21 protein-coding genes, 1 tRNA gene and 2 pseudogenes are annotated in these 21,125 nt (G+C 65.8%); 11 read left to right on the plus strand and 13 right to left on the minus strand.

Annotated features, from left to right (window positions below; translation table 11 throughout):
- Nucleotides 1–63: 63 nt before the first annotated feature.
- From EET10_RS21990 to EET10_RS22000, 3 genes are read right to left on the minus strand one after another with little or no spacing between them, the layout of a single operon-like run.
- Nucleotides 64–834 carry a DUF427 domain-containing protein gene (locus tag EET10_RS21990; protein ID WP_036401799.1) on the minus strand — a complete coding sequence of 257 codons (771 nt, stop codon included), beginning with the start codon at nt 832–834 and terminating at the stop codon, nt 64–66.
- Nucleotides 835–841: 7 nt separating this feature from the next.
- Nucleotides 842–1,123 carry a DUF6295 family protein gene (locus EET10_RS21995; protein WP_036401802.1) on the minus strand — a complete coding sequence of 94 codons (282 nt, stop codon included), beginning with the start codon at nt 1,121–1,123 and terminating at the stop codon, nt 842–844.
- Between the two features lie 12 nt (nt 1,124–1,135).
- Complete coding sequence (locus EET10_RS22000; RefSeq protein WP_122502493.1) at nt 1,136–1,891, minus strand: dienelactone hydrolase family protein; 756 nt, start codon at nt 1,889–1,891, stop codon at nt 1,136–1,138.
- A 71-nt stretch (nt 1,892–1,962) separates the two neighbouring features.
- On the opposite strand from EET10_RS22000, the gene EET10_RS22005 reads away from it, so the two are divergent.
- Nucleotides 1,963–2,475: a nitroreductase family deazaflavin-dependent oxidoreductase gene (locus EET10_RS22005; RefSeq protein ID WP_244602044.1), complete on the plus strand. Its 513-nt coding sequence runs from the start codon at nt 1,963–1,965 to the stop codon at nt 2,473–2,475.
- 4 nt (nt 2,476–2,479) lie between these two features.
- Here the strand turns inward: EET10_RS22005 and EET10_RS22010 are convergent, their stop codons facing one another.
- From EET10_RS22010 to EET10_RS29295, 3 genes are all read right to left on the minus strand, one after another.
- Nucleotides 2,480–4,081: an esterase-like activity of phytase family protein gene (locus EET10_RS22010; protein WP_081260726.1), complete on the minus strand. Its 1,602-nt coding sequence runs from the start codon at nt 4,079–4,081 to the stop codon at nt 2,480–2,482.
- Between the two features lie 47 nt (nt 4,082–4,128).
- The gene (locus tag EET10_RS22015) at nt 4,129–4,911 is read right to left on the minus strand and encodes a hypothetical protein (RefSeq protein ID WP_036401809.1); all 783 of its coding nucleotides are present in this window, start codon (nt 4,909–4,911) and stop codon (nt 4,129–4,131) included.
- Nucleotides 4,912–4,990: 79 nt separating this feature from the next.
- Nucleotides 4,991–5,230 carry a hypothetical protein gene (locus EET10_RS29295; protein WP_136624754.1) on the minus strand — a complete coding sequence of 80 codons (240 nt, stop codon included), beginning with the start codon at nt 5,228–5,230 and terminating at the stop codon, nt 4,991–4,993.
- Between the two features lie 44 nt (nt 5,231–5,274).
- Between EET10_RS29295 and EET10_RS22020 the strand changes: the two genes are divergently transcribed.
- Entirely contained in the window at nt 5,275–5,652 is a 378-nt protein-coding gene (locus EET10_RS22020; protein ID WP_063468011.1) for a DUF5709 domain-containing protein, read from the plus strand.
- 173 nt (nt 5,653–5,825) lie between these two features.
- Nucleotides 5,826–6,614 (plus strand): TolB family protein, encoded by a 789-nt coding sequence (locus tag EET10_RS22025; RefSeq protein WP_051490429.1) that lies wholly within the window; start codon nt 5,826–5,828, stop codon nt 6,612–6,614.
- 5 nt (nt 6,615–6,619) lie between these two features.
- On the opposite strand, the gene EET10_RS22030 is transcribed toward EET10_RS22025, so the two are convergent.
- The 6 genes and pseudogenes from EET10_RS22030 to EET10_RS22055 form a co-directional block, all read right to left on the minus strand.
- Nucleotides 6,620–7,135, minus strand: coding sequence for a hypothetical protein (locus EET10_RS22030; RefSeq protein ID WP_136623005.1), 516 nt, complete (start codon nt 7,133–7,135; stop codon nt 6,620–6,622).
- 191 nt (nt 7,136–7,326) lie between these two features.
- Complete coding sequence (locus EET10_RS22035; RefSeq protein WP_036401816.1) at nt 7,327–8,685, minus strand: hypothetical protein; 1,359 nt, start codon at nt 8,683–8,685, stop codon at nt 7,327–7,329.
- Entirely contained in the window at nt 8,675–9,817 is a 1,143-nt protein-coding gene (locus EET10_RS22040) for a sulfotransferase family protein (protein WP_244602046.1), read from the minus strand. Before EET10_RS22040 ends, EET10_RS22035 begins: the two co-directional genes overlap by 11 nt.
- A gap of 9 nt (nt 9,818–9,826) precedes the next feature.
- Complete coding sequence (locus EET10_RS22045; protein ID WP_122502494.1) at nt 9,827–10,711, minus strand: TIGR03619 family F420-dependent LLM class oxidoreductase; 885 nt, start codon at nt 10,709–10,711, stop codon at nt 9,827–9,829.
- 483 nt (nt 10,712–11,194) lie between these two features.
- Nucleotides 11,195–11,607: pseudogene (locus tag EET10_RS31115) on the minus strand (SDR family NAD(P)-dependent oxidoreductase); the annotation flags it as partial.
- Nucleotides 11,608–11,826: 219 nt separating this feature from the next.
- Nucleotides 11,827–11,900 (minus strand) — tRNA-Leu (locus EET10_RS22055).
- A gap of 357 nt (nt 11,901–12,257) precedes the next feature.
- Here EET10_RS22055 and EET10_RS22060 point away from each other — a divergent pair.
- The 4 genes from EET10_RS22060 to EET10_RS22075 all read left to right on the plus strand — a co-directional run bounded on the left by EET10_RS22060 (nt 12,258) and on the right by EET10_RS22075 (nt 15,127).
- On the plus strand, nt 12,258–13,082 hold the full coding sequence (locus EET10_RS22060; protein WP_036401831.1) for a PPE family protein, SVP subgroup: 825 nt from the start codon (nt 12,258–12,260) through the stop codon (nt 13,080–13,082).
- Nucleotides 13,083–13,137: 55 nt separating this feature from the next.
- Complete coding sequence (locus tag EET10_RS22065; protein ID WP_036401833.1) at nt 13,138–14,313, plus strand: PPE family protein; 1,176 nt, start codon at nt 13,138–13,140, stop codon at nt 14,311–14,313.
- Nucleotides 14,314–14,507: 194 nt separating this feature from the next.
- Entirely contained in the window at nt 14,508–14,804 is a 297-nt protein-coding gene (locus EET10_RS22070; protein WP_036401836.1) for a WXG100 family type VII secretion target, read from the plus strand.
- Between the two features lie 38 nt (nt 14,805–14,842).
- Nucleotides 14,843–15,127: a WXG100 family type VII secretion target gene (locus EET10_RS22075; RefSeq protein WP_023363993.1), complete on the plus strand. Its 285-nt coding sequence runs from the start codon at nt 14,843–14,845 to the stop codon at nt 15,125–15,127.
- A 65-nt stretch (nt 15,128–15,192) separates the two neighbouring features.
- On the opposite strand, the pseudogene EET10_RS22080 reads toward EET10_RS22075, so the two are convergent.
- Nucleotides 15,193–16,515: pseudogene (locus EET10_RS22080) on the minus strand (PPE family protein, SVP subgroup).
- Nucleotides 16,516–16,850: 335 nt separating this feature from the next.
- Here EET10_RS22080 and EET10_RS22085 point away from each other — a divergent pair.
- From EET10_RS22085 to kdpA, 4 genes are all read left to right on the plus strand, one after another.
- Nucleotides 16,851–17,624, plus strand: a complete 774-nt coding sequence (locus EET10_RS22085) for a response regulator transcription factor (protein WP_036401838.1) — start codon at nt 16,851–16,853, stop codon at nt 17,622–17,624.
- A gap of 7 nt (nt 17,625–17,631) precedes the next feature.
- Nucleotides 17,632–19,146 (plus strand): sensor histidine kinase, encoded by a 1,515-nt coding sequence (locus EET10_RS22090; RefSeq protein ID WP_036401840.1) that lies wholly within the window; start codon nt 17,632–17,634, stop codon nt 19,144–19,146.
- Nucleotides 19,147–19,365: 219 nt separating this feature from the next.
- On the plus strand, nt 19,366–19,455 hold the full coding sequence (locus EET10_RS22095; protein ID WP_064774912.1) for a hypothetical protein: 90 nt from the start codon (nt 19,366–19,368) through the stop codon (nt 19,453–19,455).
- Entirely contained in the window at nt 19,455–21,125 is a 1,671-nt protein-coding gene (kdpA, locus tag EET10_RS22100) for a potassium-transporting ATPase subunit KdpA (RefSeq protein WP_036401842.1), read from the plus strand. Before EET10_RS22095 ends, kdpA begins: the two co-directional genes overlap by 1 nt.

The raw sequence follows: 21,125 nt of genomic DNA on the forward strand, positions 1-21,125 counted from the left end.
CTTATATTGCGCGACCAAAAGAGGCGAATATCACAATGCGCTAAGCCGGCTCTCGCGGCCGCCTCAGCCGAATTCGGTGCGTGGGCGTGGTAGCACGACACCGTCGACAAAGATGTCGAGCTTTTCGTTGTAAAACGCCACCAAGCCGGCGATGGCGGCGACGGCCGGCAACGGGTAATGGTAGGTCCACGCCAGGTCGGCGTGCACCATGTCGCCGACCTGCACCGACCAGTAGCCCGATGTCGTTCCCTTGTACGGGCATAGCGTCCGCGTCGAGCTGGGTTCCAGGTGTTCGAAAGCGACGTCGGTGGGATCGATGTAGTAGCGGGTCGGCAAACCGGTTTCGAACACCAGCACCGGTGACCGGGTGTCGGCGAGCACGACGCCGTCCAACTCCACCCGGACGTGGCGGCGCGAGCGCAGTGCGTCCACCCGGGTGTACGGATTGCGCGGGTGGCCATAGATCTGCTCATCCTCTTCGAACCACCGCAGCGGGTCCCAGTCGAAGCGCACCGTGCCCGCGAGTGGACTGTCGCCGTCGGCGTCGAATACCCGCGCGGCCGACGGGTGGGTCCGGTGTGCGCCGACCAGCGAATGCAACCGCGACGGGCCGAACTGGACCTGTTGGGGGTGGTCCTCGTCGCGCAGGAATTTCCTGCGGACATCGGCGATCGGCACGTAATACGTTGGGTAGTAAGGCAATTCCCACACATAGCGGGCGCCGGTGGTGTCGAATACCAGTGCGTCGTCAAGGTAGCCGCGGACGCGGCGCGGCGCCGGCTCGATGCGTCCGCGCGCGGCCGCCATCTGCGGGTAGTCGTGCTCGGTGCCCATCTGTCGCCTACTGGTCCTTCTGGTACTTGGAAGCCAGGCCGACCGGCGCGTGGGCGATCGCTTTGCGGATTGCGTCTGCCAGCGCCAGCGCGCTTTCCTCGGTGAGTTCGAGCGCGACCCGCGCGGACGGTCCGAGCTCGGGATTGATCACATCGATGTTCACCGTGTGGCCGTAGGGGGCGTGGACGGGATGATCGACATATACCGTGGCCCGGCTGGCGCCAAACCAGCCCGTCGCGCCCTTGCCGCTGCCGTCGATGTCCAGGTGTTCGGTCAGGAAAGTGCACATGGGTTGACAGACCTAGCCTTTCAGGTGCGCAGCGAAGAACTCGTTGATGCGGCGCCAACCGTCCAGCGCCGCCTCTACCCGGTATGCCGGCCGGTCGACGGAGAAGAACGCGTGACCCGCGCCCTCGTAGGAGGTGAACGAGTGCGGCTTGCCCAGCCTGGTCAGCTCGGCATCCAGTGCAGCCACGCCGGCGGGCGCCGGGAAGCGGTCCTCGACCCCGAACAACCCCAGCAGCGGGCAGCTCAGGTTCACGGCCAGGTTCCGGATGGGTTTCATGGTCTTGGGTATCCCCTCGGGGGGATCCTCGACGATGAACGCGCCGTAGCAGTCCACCGCGGCGTCGAACCGCAACGAGCACGCGGCCAGGTAGGCGTGGCGCCCGCCCGAGCAGTGCCCGATCACGCCGAATCTGCCGGTTGCGCCCGGCAGCGAGCGCAGGTGCTCCACCGCGCCGGCGACGTCGCCGACCAGTCGTTCGTCGGGCACCCCGCCCGCCGCCCGCGCCGCGGCGGCGGCGTCGTCCGGTTCGGCGCCCGGGGCCTCGCGGGAATACAGGTTGGGGGCCACCGTGTGGTAACCGTTGACCGCGAGCCGGCGAACGAACTCCTTGGTCTCGCGGTCGTAGTCCGGCATGTGGTGGATCCAGACGATGCCGCCGCGTGACCCCGCGGCGAGCGGCATGCCCCGGTAGGCCTCGATCTCGTCGCCGCCGTGCCCGGTGATCGTGACCGTCTCCGCGCGAATCGCATCCGGACTGACAGCGTTCATCGCGACACTCCTTGTCTGGCACAGCTGCTCCTCGCCACTGCCCGGTCCAACCTATCGAGTAGCGTTTAGCCGTGACACTTCGGCGGGAAAGCCCGACTCGCGGACGACGGTTACGGCTCGATGAGGCCCTGATGGAACGCGTGTTGATCAGCCCGGTGGGTGATCTGTTCGTCCTGCACGTCGCGCCGCGTGTCGACAAAGCACTGATCCCGCGCACCAATGGCCGGCTCAGTTCGGTCGGCTGGAACAAGGTCGGTCTGCTCACCTCGACCGGCGCCAAGTCCGGTCGGCCGCGCACCCAGCCGCTGACGTTTCTCGAAGACGGCGACGGTCTGCTGGCCATCGGCTCCAACTACGGGCGGGTCGACCATCCCGGGTGGAGCGCCAACCTGCTGGCGCACCCTGAATGCACCGTCGAGTTCAAAGGACCGCCCAGGCCGTACCGCGCCGAGTTGCTCACCGGCAACGACCGCGCCCAGGCCTGGGCCACGGCCGCCGACTTCTACGCCGGCTACGAGCGCTACCGCGCCAAGTGCGCTCCGCGACAGATCAGGGTGTTTCGGCTGCGGCCGCTGACCGGCTGAATGTTCAGCGAACTTTGATCGCGACCGTCACCGATTCGGTCTTCGCCGGCAGCGCCGTGGTGTCGACGACGAGAATCTCACCGTTGTCCTGAGTTCCATTGGGCAGGACCTTGGGCTGCAGGCGCATCGGCGGGGTCGCCGAAGCCAGCCCGGCCAGGCCGAAATCGCTGTCGTTGGCGATGACGAGCGTCTTACCACCGTCCGGGGTGAGCAGGCCTTCGATCTTGTCGTGTCCGTAGAAGTCACCGTGGGCCGACAGCGTTCGCAGCAGCGCTTCCAGGTCGAGCTTGAGTGTCTTGGCGGCAACGGTGATCCCGGCGGCCCTGAGCTTGGCGACGGCGTCCGCATCGCTACCCGCACCGACGGTGGTTTCGATCGGAACCCCGTTGACGAGCAGGCCGCCGCGGTCGGCCTGATAAGACGCCCCGGGCACCGTCGAGCGGGGGCCGACGTCGGTGGCCCCGGCAATGTCCACCGCGTAGATCTTCTTGCTCGCGTTGGGTGCGGGCTTGCTGTCCCGCTCAACGACCAGGAATGTGGTGGCGCTCAGCGCCGTGATCTCCGATACCGAGACGTCGGTCTCCTGGGGATTGGCCAGCGGATACAGATACTCGTGGACGATTTGCGGGTCAACGACGTTGACGGTCACGATACGGGCCAGCGGCACCGATTTTGCGGAGCCCTGCAGCCCAGGCGTCTGCAACGCCGACTGCATGATCCCGGCCAACATCGTGCCGTCGGGGCTGATGGTCAGTCCTTCCATTCCGCGGTTGGGGCTGCGCAACGACAACTCGTTGGGCAATGTGCCGTCAAACGGTGAAAGACGTTCCAGCTCTTTGCCATTGGCGTCGAAGTGGATGAGGTAGGGACCGTACTCGTCGGAAACCCAGAAGTTGCCGTCGAGTGTGGCGACCAAGCCCTCGGGGTCGACTCCGTAGTCCGAAGTCGGCAGCGGCGTGCCGTTGAGGTCCACCGCCGACTCGCCGGTATTGGCCTGCCGGTCGACCAGCCCGACCAACGGTGAGCCGTCCGGACCGCGCAGCGGGATCGTCCGCTCGACTGTGGCCACGCCGTCGGCCAGCTTGAGCTTGGCGATATGCGGCTGGAAGTCGGGTACCGGAAACACCCTTTCGTTGGGGCTACGCCCGACGACGTTGGGGCCCCGGTCGGTGAGGCCATAGATTTCGTCGGAAACGCCGGGCACCGCGGCGATCCCGGACCCGTGCGCGCTGGCCTTGATGGTGACGCCACCCATGGTGACCAGGGGCAGCTGATTCTCGGCGTAGGTCTTGACGGCGCGACTGACGGTGACGCTGAGTTCGTCGGTACCGGTGAAGCCGGCGTCGGGGGTGTAGGTCATCGATCCGTTTGCGCCGTAGGCGATGGTTCCGTGTGCAGGCTTGCCGAAGGCCACTGGTGTCAGGCCACCCGTCGCAGCCAACATGCGGTCCGGGGTGATCGTGAGGGCGGTCCCGGCTTTCGTGCTCAGATCCACCTTGCCCGGATGCGCGACCCTGAAGTCGGACGTGCTCGAGGAGCAGGCCGTCAGCGCTGTCGATACCGCTACCGTCGCAACCCACCATCTCGTCTTATTCGCCATGGGCATGATTTAGCAGGAGAAGTTGTCGCGCGGGTAACGGGAGCCGAGATTTGCTAGTGCTTCTTGTCGCGAACCTTATAGGTGGAGGGCCACGACTTGCGCGACTCGTCGCCCGTCAGCGGCGTCCCCATCCCGCCGACCTTGACGTTGTAGGCCTCCTTACCTGGGCCGACTTCGCGATTGGCGTGCTCCTGGGCAAGGTAGTAAAGCTCGTCGATGGTGGCTTCGTCGTAGGCGACGAAGGAGGTTTCCCGGACAACGTCGTCCACCCCGGCAAGCATCCGATCGGACAGCAGCCGAGACGCCAGGGCCGCCAGACCCAGCAGCGAAAACGGGACGACCCAGTAACCGATGAACGACAACGGGCTCTTCGTGTCGAGGATGGTGGCGTCGCGCAGCACGATCGGCGGGATCACCGATGACAGGGTCATACCGGCAAACGCGGCGACCCACACCCAGGTCACTGTCGCGGTCGTCCGGTTGAACAGCTCGGTCTTGACCACGTCGGGCGACTGTTCGGCCGCGGCGAACTCACGGACGAACGGGTTTCCGGCCAGCAGACCGACCAGGGCCGCAACCAAAATCCCGGCGTTGCTCAGTGGCTGTATCCACCGCGCCATCACCGGCTCACTGAGCGCAAAGGTCAGCACCGTCAGCACCGAAAACGTTGCGACAGAACCGATTTCAATCGTTCGGCCGGGTTTGTCGGTGGCCCGCCCGACCGCAAACACCGCCAGCGCGATCAACAGCGCCACCGCGACGGCAATCTCGAACGGGACATTGCCGACCAGCACCCAGTAGACGATCCACGGCGCGAAACCAAAGAGCATGCCCACGAAGGCTCAGTTTATGGCCGGTGCCGCAACCGCAGCGCGCTGCCCTTCCGAGCCCTTCCGCTGTGATGTGCTGCAGCAACTACCACAGCACGCCGTGGCCGGCGGACAGGATGAAGCCGTGGTTGCCCTGCGTCTGGCAGTGCACCGCGCCGGTGTCGTCGATCGCGCAGCTGGCACCAAGCGTCTGCACCCGTTGACCGGCGGGAAGCACCGGGACGTCACGGGTGAAGGTCGCAGTATTGGACTGGCGGTATCCGGCGGGATGAGCGGCATCGGAGAAGGTCTGGTTGGTGCCCGGCGGTGCGTCGGGGGGCACCATGTCGCAGCCGATCGGGCCGCCGTTGGGGGCCAGGCCGCACGACCATCACGCTGATCGACCGGGGAATCGACGACATCCTCGACGAGGGGTACTCCGCGCCGGAGCGTCCGTACGCACCTGGCGCCTTCGGCCCTTCCGAAACGCTGGACCAGCTGCTTGCGGAGGAAGAACCGGATCCGGCGTCGCGAATCGATGTGTTGTTGGACGAAGACGAACAGCAACGCTCCGATGAAGCCGAGCGCGAAGCCGAGTTTCCGCGGCGCAGCGAGGTCGGACGGGCCCGAGCGGGCCGCCTCGTCGCGCCTGACCTGGGCTTCGGTGAAGACACCGAGGCAGAACTGGTCGCCGAGGACGTCGGTATCAGCGGCGGCGCCGCCTCGGCTGAGGAAGCCGCGATGCACATCATCGAAGACACCGACTAACCGAGTTCGACATGGGTGCCCACCGTCGGGCGACGCCCACGATTCGGCGCCGCCGCAGTTGGTGGGCCGCACTGCTGGCCGTGTCAGCGCTGGTCGCATGCACTCCGGGGACCAGAACGAATGCACCCGCCACACAGCCGGCGCCCACCGCGACGTCCGGGACAACTGCCCCGATGACCATGCGACCGGGTGCGCTGTTCTACACCAAGGCGGGGTCGCTCTACGTCAGCGAACCCGCCGGCACCCCCGGCCGGAAGCTGCCAGACGGACCTGCGGACGCGCAGCCGGCGCCGTCCCCCGACCTGTCGCACGTGGCATTCGTCCGCAAGGCGACAGCCGCCGACTATGGCGGTGAACTGTGGATACTCGACCTGTCACCGCAACTGGCACCCGTCGGTCCACCGCGGCGCCTGGTGGACCCAGCCGCCCTTACGCATGGCACCGGCGACGTACCCGCGATGGTCGCCAGTCCCCGGTGGTCACCGACGGGAAAACAGGTTGCCCTCGTCGACAACCCGACCGGTGGAGCGGTGGACGGTGGCTACCTGCTGGTCGCGGCGGCCGACACTGGTGCGCTCGCACCCACTCCGCTGTTCACCAGGCCGGGATCGTACTACGGCGACATCACGGTGTTGGGTTCCGGCGCTGTGGCGTTCACGGCGCAACCTGCCGGGCGGGGCGCCGCCGATCCATCGAAGACGATCCAGGTCCTCGATGCGGGTTCGTCGATGCCGCGCACGACGGTCACCGACGTCGCGGTGATGTTGAGCTGTCAAGACTCTACTCGCGGAGGGAGCGTTTGTAATGCCGCCCAGGAACCGGTGTGGGGTGCCGGCGACTTCGTCGCCTACCTGGACACTTCCGCCGGCAATGGGCTGGTGGTAACGGATCTCGACAACCGCAGCCCTGCACGGGTCGACACCGGCGTGGACACCTTTGCATGGGCGCCGGCGGCGCGATAAGGATTCTAGGTCTGCTGCGCCCGCACCCACTCGAACAGACCGGCCGGATACGCCTGGCCCTGATACCCCACATATGCCACGCCGAGAAGCTTGTCGGCGTCTCGCGTCCACGCGATGCCGCCATCTCGGTCGGGCAGGAAGGTGCTCGCGCGTCCGCAGACCACCGACCCGTATCTGGTCCCGTCCGATTTCGTTAGCGGAATGGGAAGCGACGATCGCATGCCTGGACAGGCGGCAGGCGTCCAATCCGGACCACTCAAGGCGGACGCGAATGCCTCGTGCATCGCTTTGTCATCGCCGAACAGCCAATAGGTCGCTGCCGTCGGGCCGCCGGGCAGTGAGTTGGCCCCGCAGCTCACAGCGGCAAGTGCCGCCCCAGCCGCGGTCGGTTTGCATACGCCGCTGCCGTAGCCTGCCGGCAGCAAGCCCGTCAAGTCGCTCAGCGGGTCGGCGCTGGCCGGCGCGACGGTACTCACGGCTGTCGCAACAACGGCGGCAACGATGCAGCTCAAACGAATCATGAAGCCACGCTCGTTCTTCGAGGTGCTCCTCGTACAGGGACTTTGGACCTCAATGCACGGTGTCGAGGCCCTCTGCCAATCCTCCATGGATTCCCAGTCGCCGGATCGTCCGGCGTTGCGGTTGACGTCGAGCCGGTGGCCGCAGAACGCCTTGGTGTCGTCTCGGGTGACGTGGTGGGCATGGTGTTCACTCAGTATTGCCGGTAGCGACGTTGGACGTGTTCCTGGCGGACGCGTATTTGTTCTCGCCGGTCCTCTGGCGAGAACCTGGGTGTCGACGAGGGCAGGTGATCGTCAATCTCGTCGAAAACGACCTTGCGCACCGTCACCACTGGCAGCCGCTCGGTCGGCTGGGAATAGGTCCACCGCATGGTCATGAAGCCCCGGCGTAGTCCGGTGGTGTCCAGCCAGTTGGGCACACCGGGGTCGCGGTGGGCGACCACGTAACGGTAGTGCCCGTCATCGTCGCGGCGGGCCTGCCTGCCGTTGAGGCTGCTGACGTGGTTGGCGTAGTCGTGTGACTCGCCCCAGACGTTGGCCAGGTGGAAGCCCATGTAGGCGGGCGGTTCGAAAACTTCGGTGTCGATGAGCAGGACCTCATCCTCATCGAGTTCATACAGGCCACCGGAGTAGACGTTGGTGCTCTGTCCGCCGCCAGTGGCCAGTGACGCACCAGCCGGCGCGTTGAAGCCGTTGCGCGGCATGAAGGTCAGCCCGTCGCCGTTGCGATCTCCGTGCGCCTCGAGCACCACGTCGTAGAACTTGTTCCAGAACCGGGTCTGGTTGTCGACGATCTCGCCGACGCGGCGCATTGCGGCGGCCGCCGTGGCCGGGTCCAACGCGGGCGGATGTTCACCGACCTTGTCGAGCCGGTGGATCAGCAGTTCGGGGGCCTCCTCGCGGTCCCAGTCGTGATACAGCGCCCGCACGGTGAGGTACTCCGCGAAATACCGCATCCCAGAGCGCTCCGAGACGCGCTGGGTAGAGATGAAATTCCCCGAGTACCCGGCTGGCCGCTCGGGGGCCAGGAGGATGTCGAAACGTCCGTACTGCCCGATAGCCAGCTCGGCGGAGTCCAGCTTGCCGGTGTTGCCGCGCACACCCGGCTGCAGTTCAGCGAGGTCGCCGGTGTCGCCGGCGTAGCCGGTATGGGCCTCGACGATGAGGTACTGCGGCGCGATGGCACCCGACGGCGCCGGCGGCTCACCGCGCCAGTGGCGCGAGTCCGGTACCTGGCCGGTGATCCGGTACTCATACCGGCCGTCGATGGGCGTCGCGAGGTACATCGCGTCGGCATTGTCGATGGTGGCCTTGTCGAGCACCCCGATGGCGCGGCGGAAGTATGGAAACGCGGGATCACCGAAGAAGGCGCGCTCCACCGCCGAGTGCACGAAGCCGAGCAGATAGCGATAGCCCTCGGCGAGCTCGCGCGGCCCGGACTGCGGCGGAGCGTATAACTCCGGAGATTCCAGGGCATTTCGCGCCCTGCCCAACCCTTCGATCATCTCGTCCCAGGCAGCGCGCAGTCCAGCGGCGTGGTCATCCGACACGGTCAGCCTCCCAACCAAACCGATCGAACAGCGGCGCCAGATGGGTACGGATGGCGTCGGCTTCCAGGCCGAACTCTTCGAGGCTGTAGGAGTGACCGGATCGGTACTCCCGCCCCTTCTCGGCCGCGAGCGCTTTCTCTTGCTCCGGGGCCATGTCGAGACCGAGCTTGTCGTACACCTGGTGCATCGTGCCGGACGGATCGGTCACCAGGTCGCTGTAGTTGAGAATCACGCTGGGCACCTCGGGGTGGGCATCCAACACCTCCAGCGGGTGCTGGTAGTAGTGATACGACGACTCCACGAACGACCGGAACGATTCCTGCATGTCGCTCTCCGATTGCTTGCGGGCCGACCACGCAAACCGCATCAGCTTCAGCAAGCTCGGGATCGTTTCGTAGGGATTGCGCACCGGCACAACGAATTTGGCGTCCGGAAAAGTCTGGATCAGGCTTTCGACGCGGCCGCAGTGAATCGGCGCCTTGGACAGGTGTGTCTTGCCGGGACCGTTGAGGACCAGTTGGCGTCGCACGCACTCTTTGTAGAACTGCATGACGCGGCGCCGCTTGCGCGCGGGCCACCGGTCGTCGACGTAGTAGAAGTCCAGGTGCTGAGCCCGGGGATACTGCACCACCCAATAGCCTGAGGCGCACGACATCGTCAGCAGGAACTCGTCCTCCTCCGGTGCGAACAGCCCCGACTCGTGAACTTGGTTGCTCTTGCTGAAAAGCCGTTCATCGAGGGCGTCGATGCGCCTGCGCAGCCGGCCACCCAGCCGCTGGTCCCACCGCAACACCGCCCGCAATACCTTCTTCTCGATGAGCGACGGGAAAAACATTTCCCACAGCAGGACATACGAGAACCGGGGATCAGTGGCGAGCATCCGGTGCACGTAGGTGGTGCCGCTGCGGGCGTGACCCACCACGAAGACGGGCTGTCGGACGTCGGTGCGCCGCAACACCGGGAAGACGATCGGGTCGAGTGCGAACGTCACCGTGTGCAGCAGAGCCATGGCCGGGACGACGACACACAGGGTGCGGTACTGGCGCCGACGACGGGCAGGGTCCTGCTCGAAGCGCACCAGGCGGACCATCGCCCACCAGATGCGCCAGTCAAAGTAGAAGAAGTTCTTCACGACGTCCTTTCAGGGGTTGACCTTGGCGATGACGGTTTCGGCGAAGCGTTCAAGCTTGGCCACCTTGTCCTCCAGCCGCTGCGGATCTTCACCCTTGGTGTCGGGATTTCGGAAACCCACGATGACGTCGGTGACACCCAGGTCCTCCAGTCGCTTGCATCCGTCAACCGAGCGGCCGTCGGGGCTGGCGGCATGAATCTCGAAGGGCTCGTTGGACTTTCCCGCCTCGGCGCGAAACGCCTGCAGTTTGCCCAGCATCGACTCCAGCATGTCGTTCGGGCCGCCCGCGTGCATCCACCCGTCGGCTTTGGTCGCCGCGCGCCGCAGGGCGGCCTCCGAGTGGCCGCCGATCAACAGCGGAATGGGGTGAGTGGGCACCGGACAGACCTTCATCGACGGCACGTCGTAAAAGCGGCCGTGGAACTCAAAGAATTGCCCGGACTCCAGCCCCCGAAAGATGTCGATCGCCTCGTCGAGACGGGCGCCCTTGTGGGCGGGGTCAACGCCGGCCATCAAATAGTCGTCGGGATACGGACTGCTACCGATGCCGACGCCGAGGCGGAGACGGTTGCCGGTCAGTGTGGCCACCGAGAACGCCTCCTTCGCAGCCAGTACCGGTGAACGGACCGCGAACTTCACGACGAAGGTGTTGAAGCGAATGCGTCGGGTAATCGCTCCGAGGTAGGCGGCGAGCACGAACGGCTCCATGAACTCCTTGCCCTCCAGGAAGCCACGGTCACCGTCTGCGGTATACGGGTACACAGCATCGGAATGCTGCGGATAGCCGATGGAATCGGGGATGGCGAACCCGTGATACCCCGCAGATTCCGCTGCAGTCACGAGGCTGGGCAGATACTCCGAACGCGTCATCGAGTCCGAGAAGGTGAAACGCATATCAGCCGCCCATCAGTTCCTTGATCGCATCGTTCTCACGGCGAGAACAGCCATTCTCGTCGCGAATGAACCGGCATCGATCACGAGTTTTGCCCGGTGAGTAGCGACTCGTCACTGGCCGGATTGGTCGGAGTGTGGCTGTGTTCTGGAGAAGGTGGGGAAGCCGTTGGGTCTTGCCGCCGCTGCCGCTTCCGCGGTGTGATCCGGGGGTCGCTTGTCAACAGGGCGATGCCGAAATGCATATATATCGATAGTTTTCCGGCGGTGTGGGGGTCTCGCTGCGAATTCACGATCAGGGATACCGCGTCGTCGAGCTTGTCGGCGATGGCCCGGTAGCCGCCCGGTGTCGATCGGGCATGCATCTGCGGCCCCGGAGAACACTATGTGCAGGGTGCCGCGACCTCGGGCGCGACACCAGGCCCCAGTGATGCGGTAATACGACGGCTGACCTCTAGAGCTGTGGTGCTCAGCGAAGGCGCGGCGTGGCAGCGCTGCTTCGATCGTGAAATACACCCCGTTGAGCAACACGTCCACCGCATCCAGATACGCGTCGATTTCCTGGGAAGCCTTGGTCGCCACCGGCGCAACCCAGCGTTGGCGAGCACGAAGTCAAGGCGTCCCAGCTCGGACACACCCTTGTCCACCACTGCCTGGAGGCGGCGGAAGTTCCGGACGTCGACTTGTTCAGCAACGATGCGGCGTCCGGTCTTCTCGACGAGGTGGACGGTCTCATCGAGATCCTCCCGCGTGGCCATCGGGCAAGCCACGCTGTCCATTTGTTCGCAGAGATCGACGGCGATGATGTCCGCGCCTTCTTCGGCAAATCGAACCGCATGCGAGCGACCCTGGCCCCGTGGCGCCCCCGTGATGAATGCAACCTTGCCGTCGAACTGCATGGTGTCTCCTCAACGCTCAGACGGCAGCAGGTAGGAACAGGTCAGCCGATTATCTGATCGTCAACCACGCCCGATGTTCCGAATGGAGAACAGCCGCAGTTTCCGTGCCCACTTGGCTACGGCGCAGCACCGGCGCCCACGCACCGGCAGTTCGCCGGTTTCCCCGTCCGCCGAGCGACGGCGCTACCGACAATAGACTCCTGACCAGGCCATTTACCGTGCCCCCAGTCGGACTCGAACCGACACTGGGCGGATTTTAAGTCCGCTGCCTCTGCCAATTGGGCTATGGGGGCCAGGCGGCGAAGGTAGCGCGCGAACGGCCGGGCACGAGATACCCGCTCCTGGATACGAACCCAGAAAACACTAGCGTGCGCCTCGGCCGGAGTTTGACTAGGATCGCCCGCCGCGCGCCGGGCCGCAGTGGCGCCCATCTGGGTCATATGACATGGCCGTATCGCCCGCAAGGAGCTTGTTAAAACTGCCCACATCAGCGTTAAGAGGCCGTAAACGTTTGTCAACCTATGGCTTTCGGCGGCCACTGTGGAGCCGCGTCTGGTTAGCGTTACGCCAATACACAGGGGTCGTTACGCAAACACACAGGGTTGACCCGGGGAGTCAAAGGTCGCCATGTTTCACATTAGGAGGCACCAATGTCATTCCTGCAGATAGTGCCGGAAGAGCTGACAGCCGCGGCTACGCAGCTAGGGGTGCTCGGCACCTCGTTGACCGCACAGAACGCGGCCGCTGCCGCACCTACCACTGCAATAGCTCCCGCAGCCGCCGACATGGTGTCGGCACTGCAGGCGTCGCTGTTCGCCGGCTACGGCGTCCTCTACCAGCAGATCAGCGCCGAGGCAGCTGCCCTGCACGACCAGTTTGTGAACACCCTGGGGATCAGCGCCGGAACATACGGTGCCACCGAGACCCTCAATTCGTCGGCGGCCGCTTCGCCCTTCTCCGGAATGATGTCGGGCATGAGCGGCCTCATGCAGGGGATGACAGAGGCCATTCCCGACCCGTTCTCCGGCGGCATGGCCAACATCATGAACATCGGGATGGGGAACTGGGCGTCCGCCACGTCCAACCTGCTCGGTTTGGCCGGCGGTGGGCTGCTTCCGGCCGAAGAGGCCGCTGCCGCCGACTCCTTTCTCGGAGGGGAAGCCGCCTTGGGAGAACTCGGCGTGGCCGAGGCAGCGCTTGGTGAAGGTTCCATCGCGGCCGGAGTCGGCGAGGCGTCGGCGATCGGCGCATTGTCGGTGCCGCCCAGCTGGGCCGGACAGGCCACCTTGGTCTCGAGCACAACCACCGGAGCGCTGCAGGGCGCCGGATGGACCGCCGCGGCACCAGCAGCCGCTCCGGGCATGCTCTATCCGGGGGTGCCGGGACTGGCCTCGGCCGCGCGCAACAGCGCCGGCTTCGGTGCGCCACGCTACGGCGTCAAACCCATCGTGATGCCGAAACCGGTGAGCGTCTAAGTACCCGGCACCACGCGATCACTGAGCGAAAACAAGCCAAAAGGATAGGAGCGAAATGGATTTCGCAGCCTTGCCCCCAGAAGTCAATTCGGGACTGATGTATACCGGTGCAGGTGCAGGACCGCTACTTGCGGCCGGGGCCGCCTGGAACGGTCTGGCCGTCGAGCTGAACACCACAGCGGCCTCTATTGAGTCGATCATCACGCTGCTGACCGGTGAGCTATGGTTGGGCCCAGCGTCGCTGGCCGCGGCTGCCGCAGCTCAGCCCTACATAGCCTGGTTGACCTATACCGGAGCGGCTGCGGAGCAGGCAGGTGTGCAAGCAATGGCATCCGCAGCCGCATACGAGGCGGCGTTCGCCGCGACGGTTCCTCCGCCGATCATCGCTGCAAACAGGGCTCTGCTGGCAGCGCTGGTGGCGACCAACTTTCTGGGTATCAATACGCCGGCGATCATGGCCACCGAGGCGCACTACATGGAGATGTGGGCACAGGATGCGATGGCGATGTACGGCTACGCGGCGGCATCGGGCGCAGCTGGGATGTTGACCCCGTTGACCCCGCCGGCGCAGGCCACCAACCCCGGTGGGATCGCCGCCCAGGCCGCCGCGGTGAGCCAGGCGGCCGCGTCTTCCGGCGTCACGCAACTCACTGACCTGATCACCGCGTTGCCCAATACGATTTCCGGGCTCGCCTCTCCGGTCACGTCGGTTCTCGACGCGACCGGACTGACCGGGATCATTGCTAACATTGACGCACTCATGGCCAATCCATTCATAGCGAACATATGTAACAGCGCGATCAACACCGCCGCGTGGTTCGTCATGGCCGCGATCCCCAACGCGATATTCCTCTCCAACGCCCTCGCACCGACGGAGGCAGCCGCCGAAGCCATCGAAGGTGCCGCCGGCGCGGCCGCCGCTGCGGGCGTGGGGCTGGCGGAAACGGTCGCACCGGCGGCCGGAGCCGGAGCGGTCTCGGCCGGTCTGGGCGAGGCGTCACTGGTCGGCAGCCTGTCGGTGCCGGCCAGCTGGTCGAGCGCCACACCGGCGGCGGCTTCCACCGCCGGCCTGCTGTCCGGCAGCGGCTGGAGCGTCCCGGAGGAAGCCGGACCGGTCTCCGGAATGGCCGGGATGCCCGGGATGGCGGCGGCCGCCAAGGGGGCCGGCGCGTACGCCGGGCCGCGCTACGGCTTCAAGCCGATCGTCATGCCCAAACAGGTCGTCGTATAGCCCCGACAAGACCCGGCCAAAGAAAAGGGGACCCGGCCAAAGAAAACCCGGCCAGAGAAAAGGGGATATGTCTCTCGTTTGAGGCCGGTAATTAACCGGCGCGCCGTAATGTATTCCGCGAAGCGGCTACCGCCGCACCAATCACGTGCTAGAACTCTTAAAACTACAGACTGCGAGATAAGGAGACAGGAACCATGACCGCACGCTTCATGACCGACCCGCACGCGATGCGTGCGATGGCGGGCCGCTTCGAGGTGCACGCTCAGACGGTTGAGGACGAGGCCCGCCGGATGTGGGCGTCCTCGCAGAACATCTCCGGCGCGGGCTGGAGCGGTCTGGCCGAGGCCACCTCGCTGGACACCATGGGTCAGATGAACCAGGCCTTCCGCAACATTGTGAACATGCTGCACGGCGTGCGTGACGGCCTGATCCGTGACGCCAACAACTACGAGCAGCAAGAGCAGGCCTCCCAGCAGATCCTCAGCAGCTAGCCCCGGCCCGACAGCTTCGATACAGGAGGACAAGACCAATGACTATCAATTACCAGTTCGGCGATGTCGACGCCCACGGCGCCACGATCCGTGCCCAGGCGGCGTCGCTCGAGGCCGAGCACCAGGCCATCGTTCGCGATGTGCTGGCCGCCGGCGACTTCTGGGGCGGCGCCGGTTCGGTGGCCTGCCAGGAGTTCATCACCCAGTTGGGTCGCAACTTCCAGGTGATCTACGAGCAGGCCAACGCCCACGGCCAGAAGGTCCAGGCCGCCGGCAGCAACATGGCCCAGACCGACAGCGCCGTCGGCTCCAGCTGGGCCTAAAACCGACAACAACAAGTGTGGCCGCACACCGGCAGGTGTGCGGCCACACTTGTGTGCACCCAGACCTAGCCGCCCATCGGCGTATGGGGAATCACCGTATGGGGAATCACCGACGAACGGACTCCGACGCGCTGAACCGCGCCATCGGCCTCGCGCCCGACCATGCCTCCGAGCGGCAGCCTGGACAGGCTGGCGCCGTTTGCCGCCGCCGGGACCGCGCCAACCTGGGCTTCCGGCACCGCCACGGCACCGGCCGGGGTCACCGGTGCCGCCGACAGCGTTTCGGCCCAGCTCGGCGGCACCGACAATGTCCCCAGCGAGGCCGCTTGGCCGACGCTCGCCGATGCGGCCGGGCCGCTTATCGCCGGCACACCTGCCGCACCTAACGGGCCTAGGCCGCCCGATTGGGTCAACTCGTCGGCCCCTAGGTAGTCCAGTCCCACGCCGAACAAGTCCAGCCCGACACCACCGCCGTCCAAACCGACCAGACCGGCCGCGTCCATACCCAGCCCGGTCGTATCCTCGGCCAGCCCCAGCTGGCTTCCACTCAGGCCAGTCAAGCCCGTCGCCGCCCCCTCCAGAGCGTCGACACTGTTGCCGGCGCCCTTGAGCGCGCCCTTGCCGGATACGCCGGTCAGACTCGACAAGGCGGTGATCGGCGCGCCGGCCCCGGACGACGCCACCGTCGCCGCGTTTCCCGGGGCCGTCGACGAGAGCACCCCGGTGGATGGCCCCGGCGTGGCCATCCCTTCCAGCACCTGCGGAACCGCGGACAACGACGACGTCATGGTCTGCGCATCGGCGCCGGCCGAGCCACCGACGGTGTTGCTCATCGCGGCCGCTTGACTGGTCAGCCCGCCCGCATTGGTGGTCTGCGGCGGTGAAGCGAACGGCGCCAGTCTCGTGACCGCCGCGGAGCTGTCGGCGTAGCCGTACATCGCTGCGGCATCCTGGCCCACACCTCGCTGTAGTGCGCCTCGGTCGCCGCGATCGCCGGGGTGTTCTGCCCGACGATATTGGTCGCCACCAGGGCCGCGAGCTCAGCCCGGTTCGCCGCGATCACCGGCGGCGGCACCGTCATGGCGAACGCTGAATCATAGGCGGTCGCCGCAGCCACAGCCTGAGTGGCCACTTGTTCGCAGGCGGTGGCGGTCGCCCTCATCCATGCCAGGTACGGTGCGGCGGCGGAAGCCATCGACATCGACGCGGGCCCCGCCCACGACTGCGCTGTCACGCTCGATACCACCGACTCGTAACCGTTTGCCGCGGAGTGCAATTCGGTTGCCAGATCCTCCCATCCGACGGGCCGCGGCCAGCATCGTCCCCGGGCCCGGCCCCGTATACATGCGACCGGAATTGACTTCCGGCGGCAGTCCCCCAAAATCCATTGATCCTCGCTGTTTGTGTTACCCGTCCTCGCTCAACCGGCGTGGCTTGGGTATCGCCTGCGTGACCCGCGCCGCGGTACCAGCTCAACGACGGCCGTCGGTACCGAGCACGGCACTCGATAGCCACGGCAACCGCCAAGCCGCGAAGCATTGTCAGGTGGGCATGTGGGCGCCCCAACAGTCCATACCGACAAAATGCATATCAAACACTTGCATACAACACATATACGGCGGAGGTCCCCGTTGGTGGCGCCGGCAGTCGCCGGGCATGGCTACATTTGAGCTTGTTATGAACTCCGTGACGATCCCATGTGAGCTTGACAGTATGGGGAAACATGACCGCAATGACCGGACAACCGCGCAGCCAACGTCCGCGCCAAGCCATCCTGGGGCAGCTGCCCCGTATTCACCGTGCCGACGGTTCGCCGATCCGGGTTTTGCTGGTCGATGACGAGCCGGCCCTGACCAATCTGGTCAAGATGGCGCTGCATTACGAAGGCTGGGACGTCGAGATCGCCCACAACGGCCGGGAAGCCATCGCCAAGTTCGAAAGAATCAGCCCGGACGTTCTCGTTCTGGACATCATGCTGCCCGATGTGGACGGGCTGCAGATTCTGCAGCGGGTCCGCGAATCCGACGACTACACGCCCACCCTGTTCCTGACCGCCCGGGATTCGGTGATGGATCGGGTCACCGGTCTGACCGCGGGCGCCGACGACTACATGACCAAGCCGTTCAGCCTCGAGGAACTGGTCGCTCGGCTGCGCGGGCTGCTGCGCCGTTCCAGCCATCTGGCGCCCCCGGCCGACGAATCCCTCAAGGTGGGCGACCTCAAGCTCGACGCCGCCAGCCGGGAAGTCACCCGCGGCGGGACGCCGATATCGCTGTCGTCGACCGAGTTCGAATTGCTGCGGTTCCTGATGCGCAATCCGCGCCGCGCGCTGAGCCGGACCGAGATCCTCGACCGGGTCTGGAACTACGACTTCGCCGGCCGCACCAGCATTGTCGACCTCTATATCTCGTACCTGAGGAAGAAGATCGACGCTGACCGCGAGCCGATGATCCACACCGTCCGCGGGATTGGATACATGCTGCGACCAGCGGAATGAGCCGGCAGTGACCGGGGACCGCAACACCCCTCGCTGGTTTCCCCGTTCGTTACGCGGGCAGTTGCTGCTCGGCGTGCTCGGTGTCGTGACCGTGGTGCTGGTGGCCGTGGGCGCCGTCTCCGTGCTCAGCCTGCGCGGTTACGTCACCGCGATGAACGACGCCGAGGTCGCGGAGTCCCTCCACGCGCTCAGTCACGCATACGCCAGATACCGCAACGGCGAACACACGTCGATACATACCGGCACACCCCCGGTATCCCAGGCGCTGCTGGAATTCACCGGGCAGACCCCGGGCAACCTCATCGCGGTGCTGCGCGACGGTGTGGTCATCGGCTCGGCCGTCTTCTCCGAGGACGAACCACAGCCTGCGCCGGCCGATGTCATCCGCGCCATCGAAGCCCAATCCTGGGACGACGGCCCCTCCCGTGTCGAAACGCTGGGCAGCCTGGGTTCCTACCAGGTTGCCAGCCGCGCCGCCGGATCCGACCGACTCATCGTCGGCGTCTCACTCAACCTCGCCGACCAGATCATTTCCCGCAAGAACATCACCACGACCGTGCTGGTCGCCACGGCGCTGGTGATCACGGCGGTACTCACGGTCTGGGTGGTCGGATATGCCCTTCGGCCGTTGCGCCGGCTCGCCGCGACTGCCGCCGAAGTCGCCGCGTTACCGCTCGCCGGCGAAGACCACCGGATCAGCGTGCGGGTCCGGCCGGAGGACACCGACCCGGACAACGAAGTCGGCATCGTGGGCCAGACCCTGAATCGATTGCTGGACAACGTCGACAGCGCATTGCAGCACCGTGTCGAATCCGATCTGCGGATGCGGCAATTCATCACCGACGCCAGCCACGAGCTGCGAACCCCGCTCGCCGCCATCCAGGGCTACGCGGAACTGACTCGTCAAGACAGTTCGGCCCTGCCCCCCACCACCGAATACGCGTTGGCACGCATCGAGTCGGAAGCCCGACGGATGGCGTCACTGGTTGACGAACTGCTGCTGCTGTCCCGGTTGGGTGAAGGCGAAGACCTGCAAAACGAAGAGCTCGACCTGACCGATCTGGTCATGAACGCCGTCAACGATGCGACGGTGGCAGCGCCGAGCCACCGTTGGGTCAAAGAGCTGCCCGACGAACCGGTGTGGGTCAACGGCGATCATGCCCGGCTGCATCAGCTCGTCAGCAATCTGCTCACCAACGCGTGGGTGCATACCCCGCCCGGTGTCACCGTGACCACGGCGATCAGCTGCCATACCGACGCGACCAACGGGTCATACGCCGAGCTGACGGTGAGCGACGACGGACCCGGCATCGACGCCGACGTCGTACCCCATCTGTTCGAGCGGTTCGTGCGCGCCAACACGACGCGCTCGGGTGAGGCCGGCCATGGATTGGGCCTGGCGATTGTCAACTCGATCGTCAAGGCGCATAACGGCTCGGTGACCGCCGAGTCCGCTCACGGCCACACCGTCTTTCGGGTCAGACTGCCGATGATGGACCGACCGGGCACGGCCACCGGATAGCCGCACCACCGCAACGACCGTAAAACTGGCGTCTGACGGCGTAAAGAAACCGTTAAGGCCGCTCCCGCCCGGCCTCGGTCGCGCCTAGCCTCTGTCTGGCCCTCTACCGGAGAGCGGTTGTCGTTGCGTGTCGAGAAAGACAGATATGTCCGTGGTGGTTTACCTGGCGCTGACCGTAGCCGTCTTTGCCGCGCTGAGCGCACTGCTGAAGTTGGATTTGTGAGCACCGCCAACGCCGTCGGTCTAACGCTTGCGGCGCTCGTCGCGCTGCTGCTGGTTGCGGCCCTGGTGTATCCGGAGAAGTTCTGATGAGCGACGGCACCGCAGCAGTCCTGTTCCTCGGGCTGCTGGTGGCCGCTCTCGCGGCGGTACACGTCCCGCTTGGCGACTATATGTACCACGTCTACAGCACTGAAAAGCATTGGCGCGCAGAGCGATTCATCTACCGGGTGGTCGGGGCGGACCCCGACGCCGAACAGACGTGGGCCGCATATGCCCGTAGCGTGCTGGCTTTTTCGGCGGTGAGCATCATATTCCTGTTCGCCCTGCAGCTAGTGCAGGACAAGCTGCCGCTGCACCTTGCCCATCCGGCCACACCGATGACACCCGCACTGGCCTGGAACACCGCGGTCAGCTTCGTCACCAACACCAACTGGCAGGCTTATTCCGGCGAATCGACCCAGGGGCATCTGGTGCAGATGGCCGGTTTGGCGGTGCAGAACTTCGTGTCCGCCGCGGTCGGCATGGCCGTGGCCGTGGCCTTCGTCCGCGGGTTCGCCCGCAACCGCACCGGCGAACTCGGCAACTTCTGGGTGGACCTGGTGCGTGGCACGCTGCGCATCCTGCTGCCGATAGCCGTCGTCGGCGCGGTCATGCTCGTCATGGGCGGCGTTGTGCAGAACTTCCATCTCAACGATCAAGTCGTGACCACGCTGGCCGGGTCCCCGCAGACCATCCCGGGCGGTCCGGTCGCCAGCCAGGAGGTGATCAAGGAGCTCGGCACCAACGGCGGCGGCTTCTACAACGCCAACTCTGCCCACCCCTTCGAGAACCCGACCGCCTGGACCAACTGGGTGGAGATCTTCCTGCTGCTGGTCATCAGTTCCGCGCTGCCCCGCACCTTCGGCCGGCTGGCGGGCAGCAAGCGACACGGCTATGCGATCGCGGCGATCGTCGCGGTGATCGCCGCCGTCAGCGTGACCACCATGCTGCTGTTCCAGGTGCAGCACCACGGCACCGTGCCCACCGCCGTGGGTGCGTCGAGCGAAGGGGTCGAACAGCGCTTCGGGGTCGCCGACTCGGCGGTCTTTGCCGACGCCACCACGCTGACGTCCACCGGCGCCGTCGACTCGACTCACGACTCCTACACCAGCCTGGGCGGCATGATGACGATGCTCAACATGCAACTCGGCGAGGTCGCGCCCGGCGGCACCGGCTCTGGCCTGTACGGCATCCTGATCCTGGCCGTCATCACCGTGTTCGTCGCCGGGCTGATGGTCGGGCGGACCCCGGAATATCTGGGCAAGAAGATCACGCCGCGGGAAATGAAACTGGCGGCCGGATACTTCCTGGTGACTCCGCTGATCGTGCTGCTCGGCACCGCCGTCGCAACAGCGCTGCCCGGCGAGCGGGCCGGCATGACAAACACCGGGCCGCACGGGCTGTCGGAAGTGCTCTACGCGTTTACCTCCGCGGCCAACAACAACGGCTCGGCGTTCGCGGGTCTGGCGGCCAATACGGTGTGGTACAACACCGCCCTGGGCCTGGCGATGCTCTTCGGCCGATTCCTGCCGATGATTCTGGTGCTGGCGCTGGCCGGTTCGCTGGCCCGGCAGGGGACCACGCCGGAGTCGGCCGGCACCTTACCCACCCACCGGCCGCAGTTCGTCAGCCTGGTGGTCGGGGTGACGGTCGTCGTGGTGGCACTCACCTTCCTGCCCGCGCTGGCGCTCGGGCCGCTCGCCGAAGGGATCCACTGA

It is taken from the genome of Mycobacterium pseudokansasii (genome assembly GCF_900566075.1).
GTDB classification, from domain to species: Bacteria; Actinomycetota; Actinomycetes; order Mycobacteriales; family Mycobacteriaceae; genus Mycobacterium; species Mycobacterium pseudokansasii.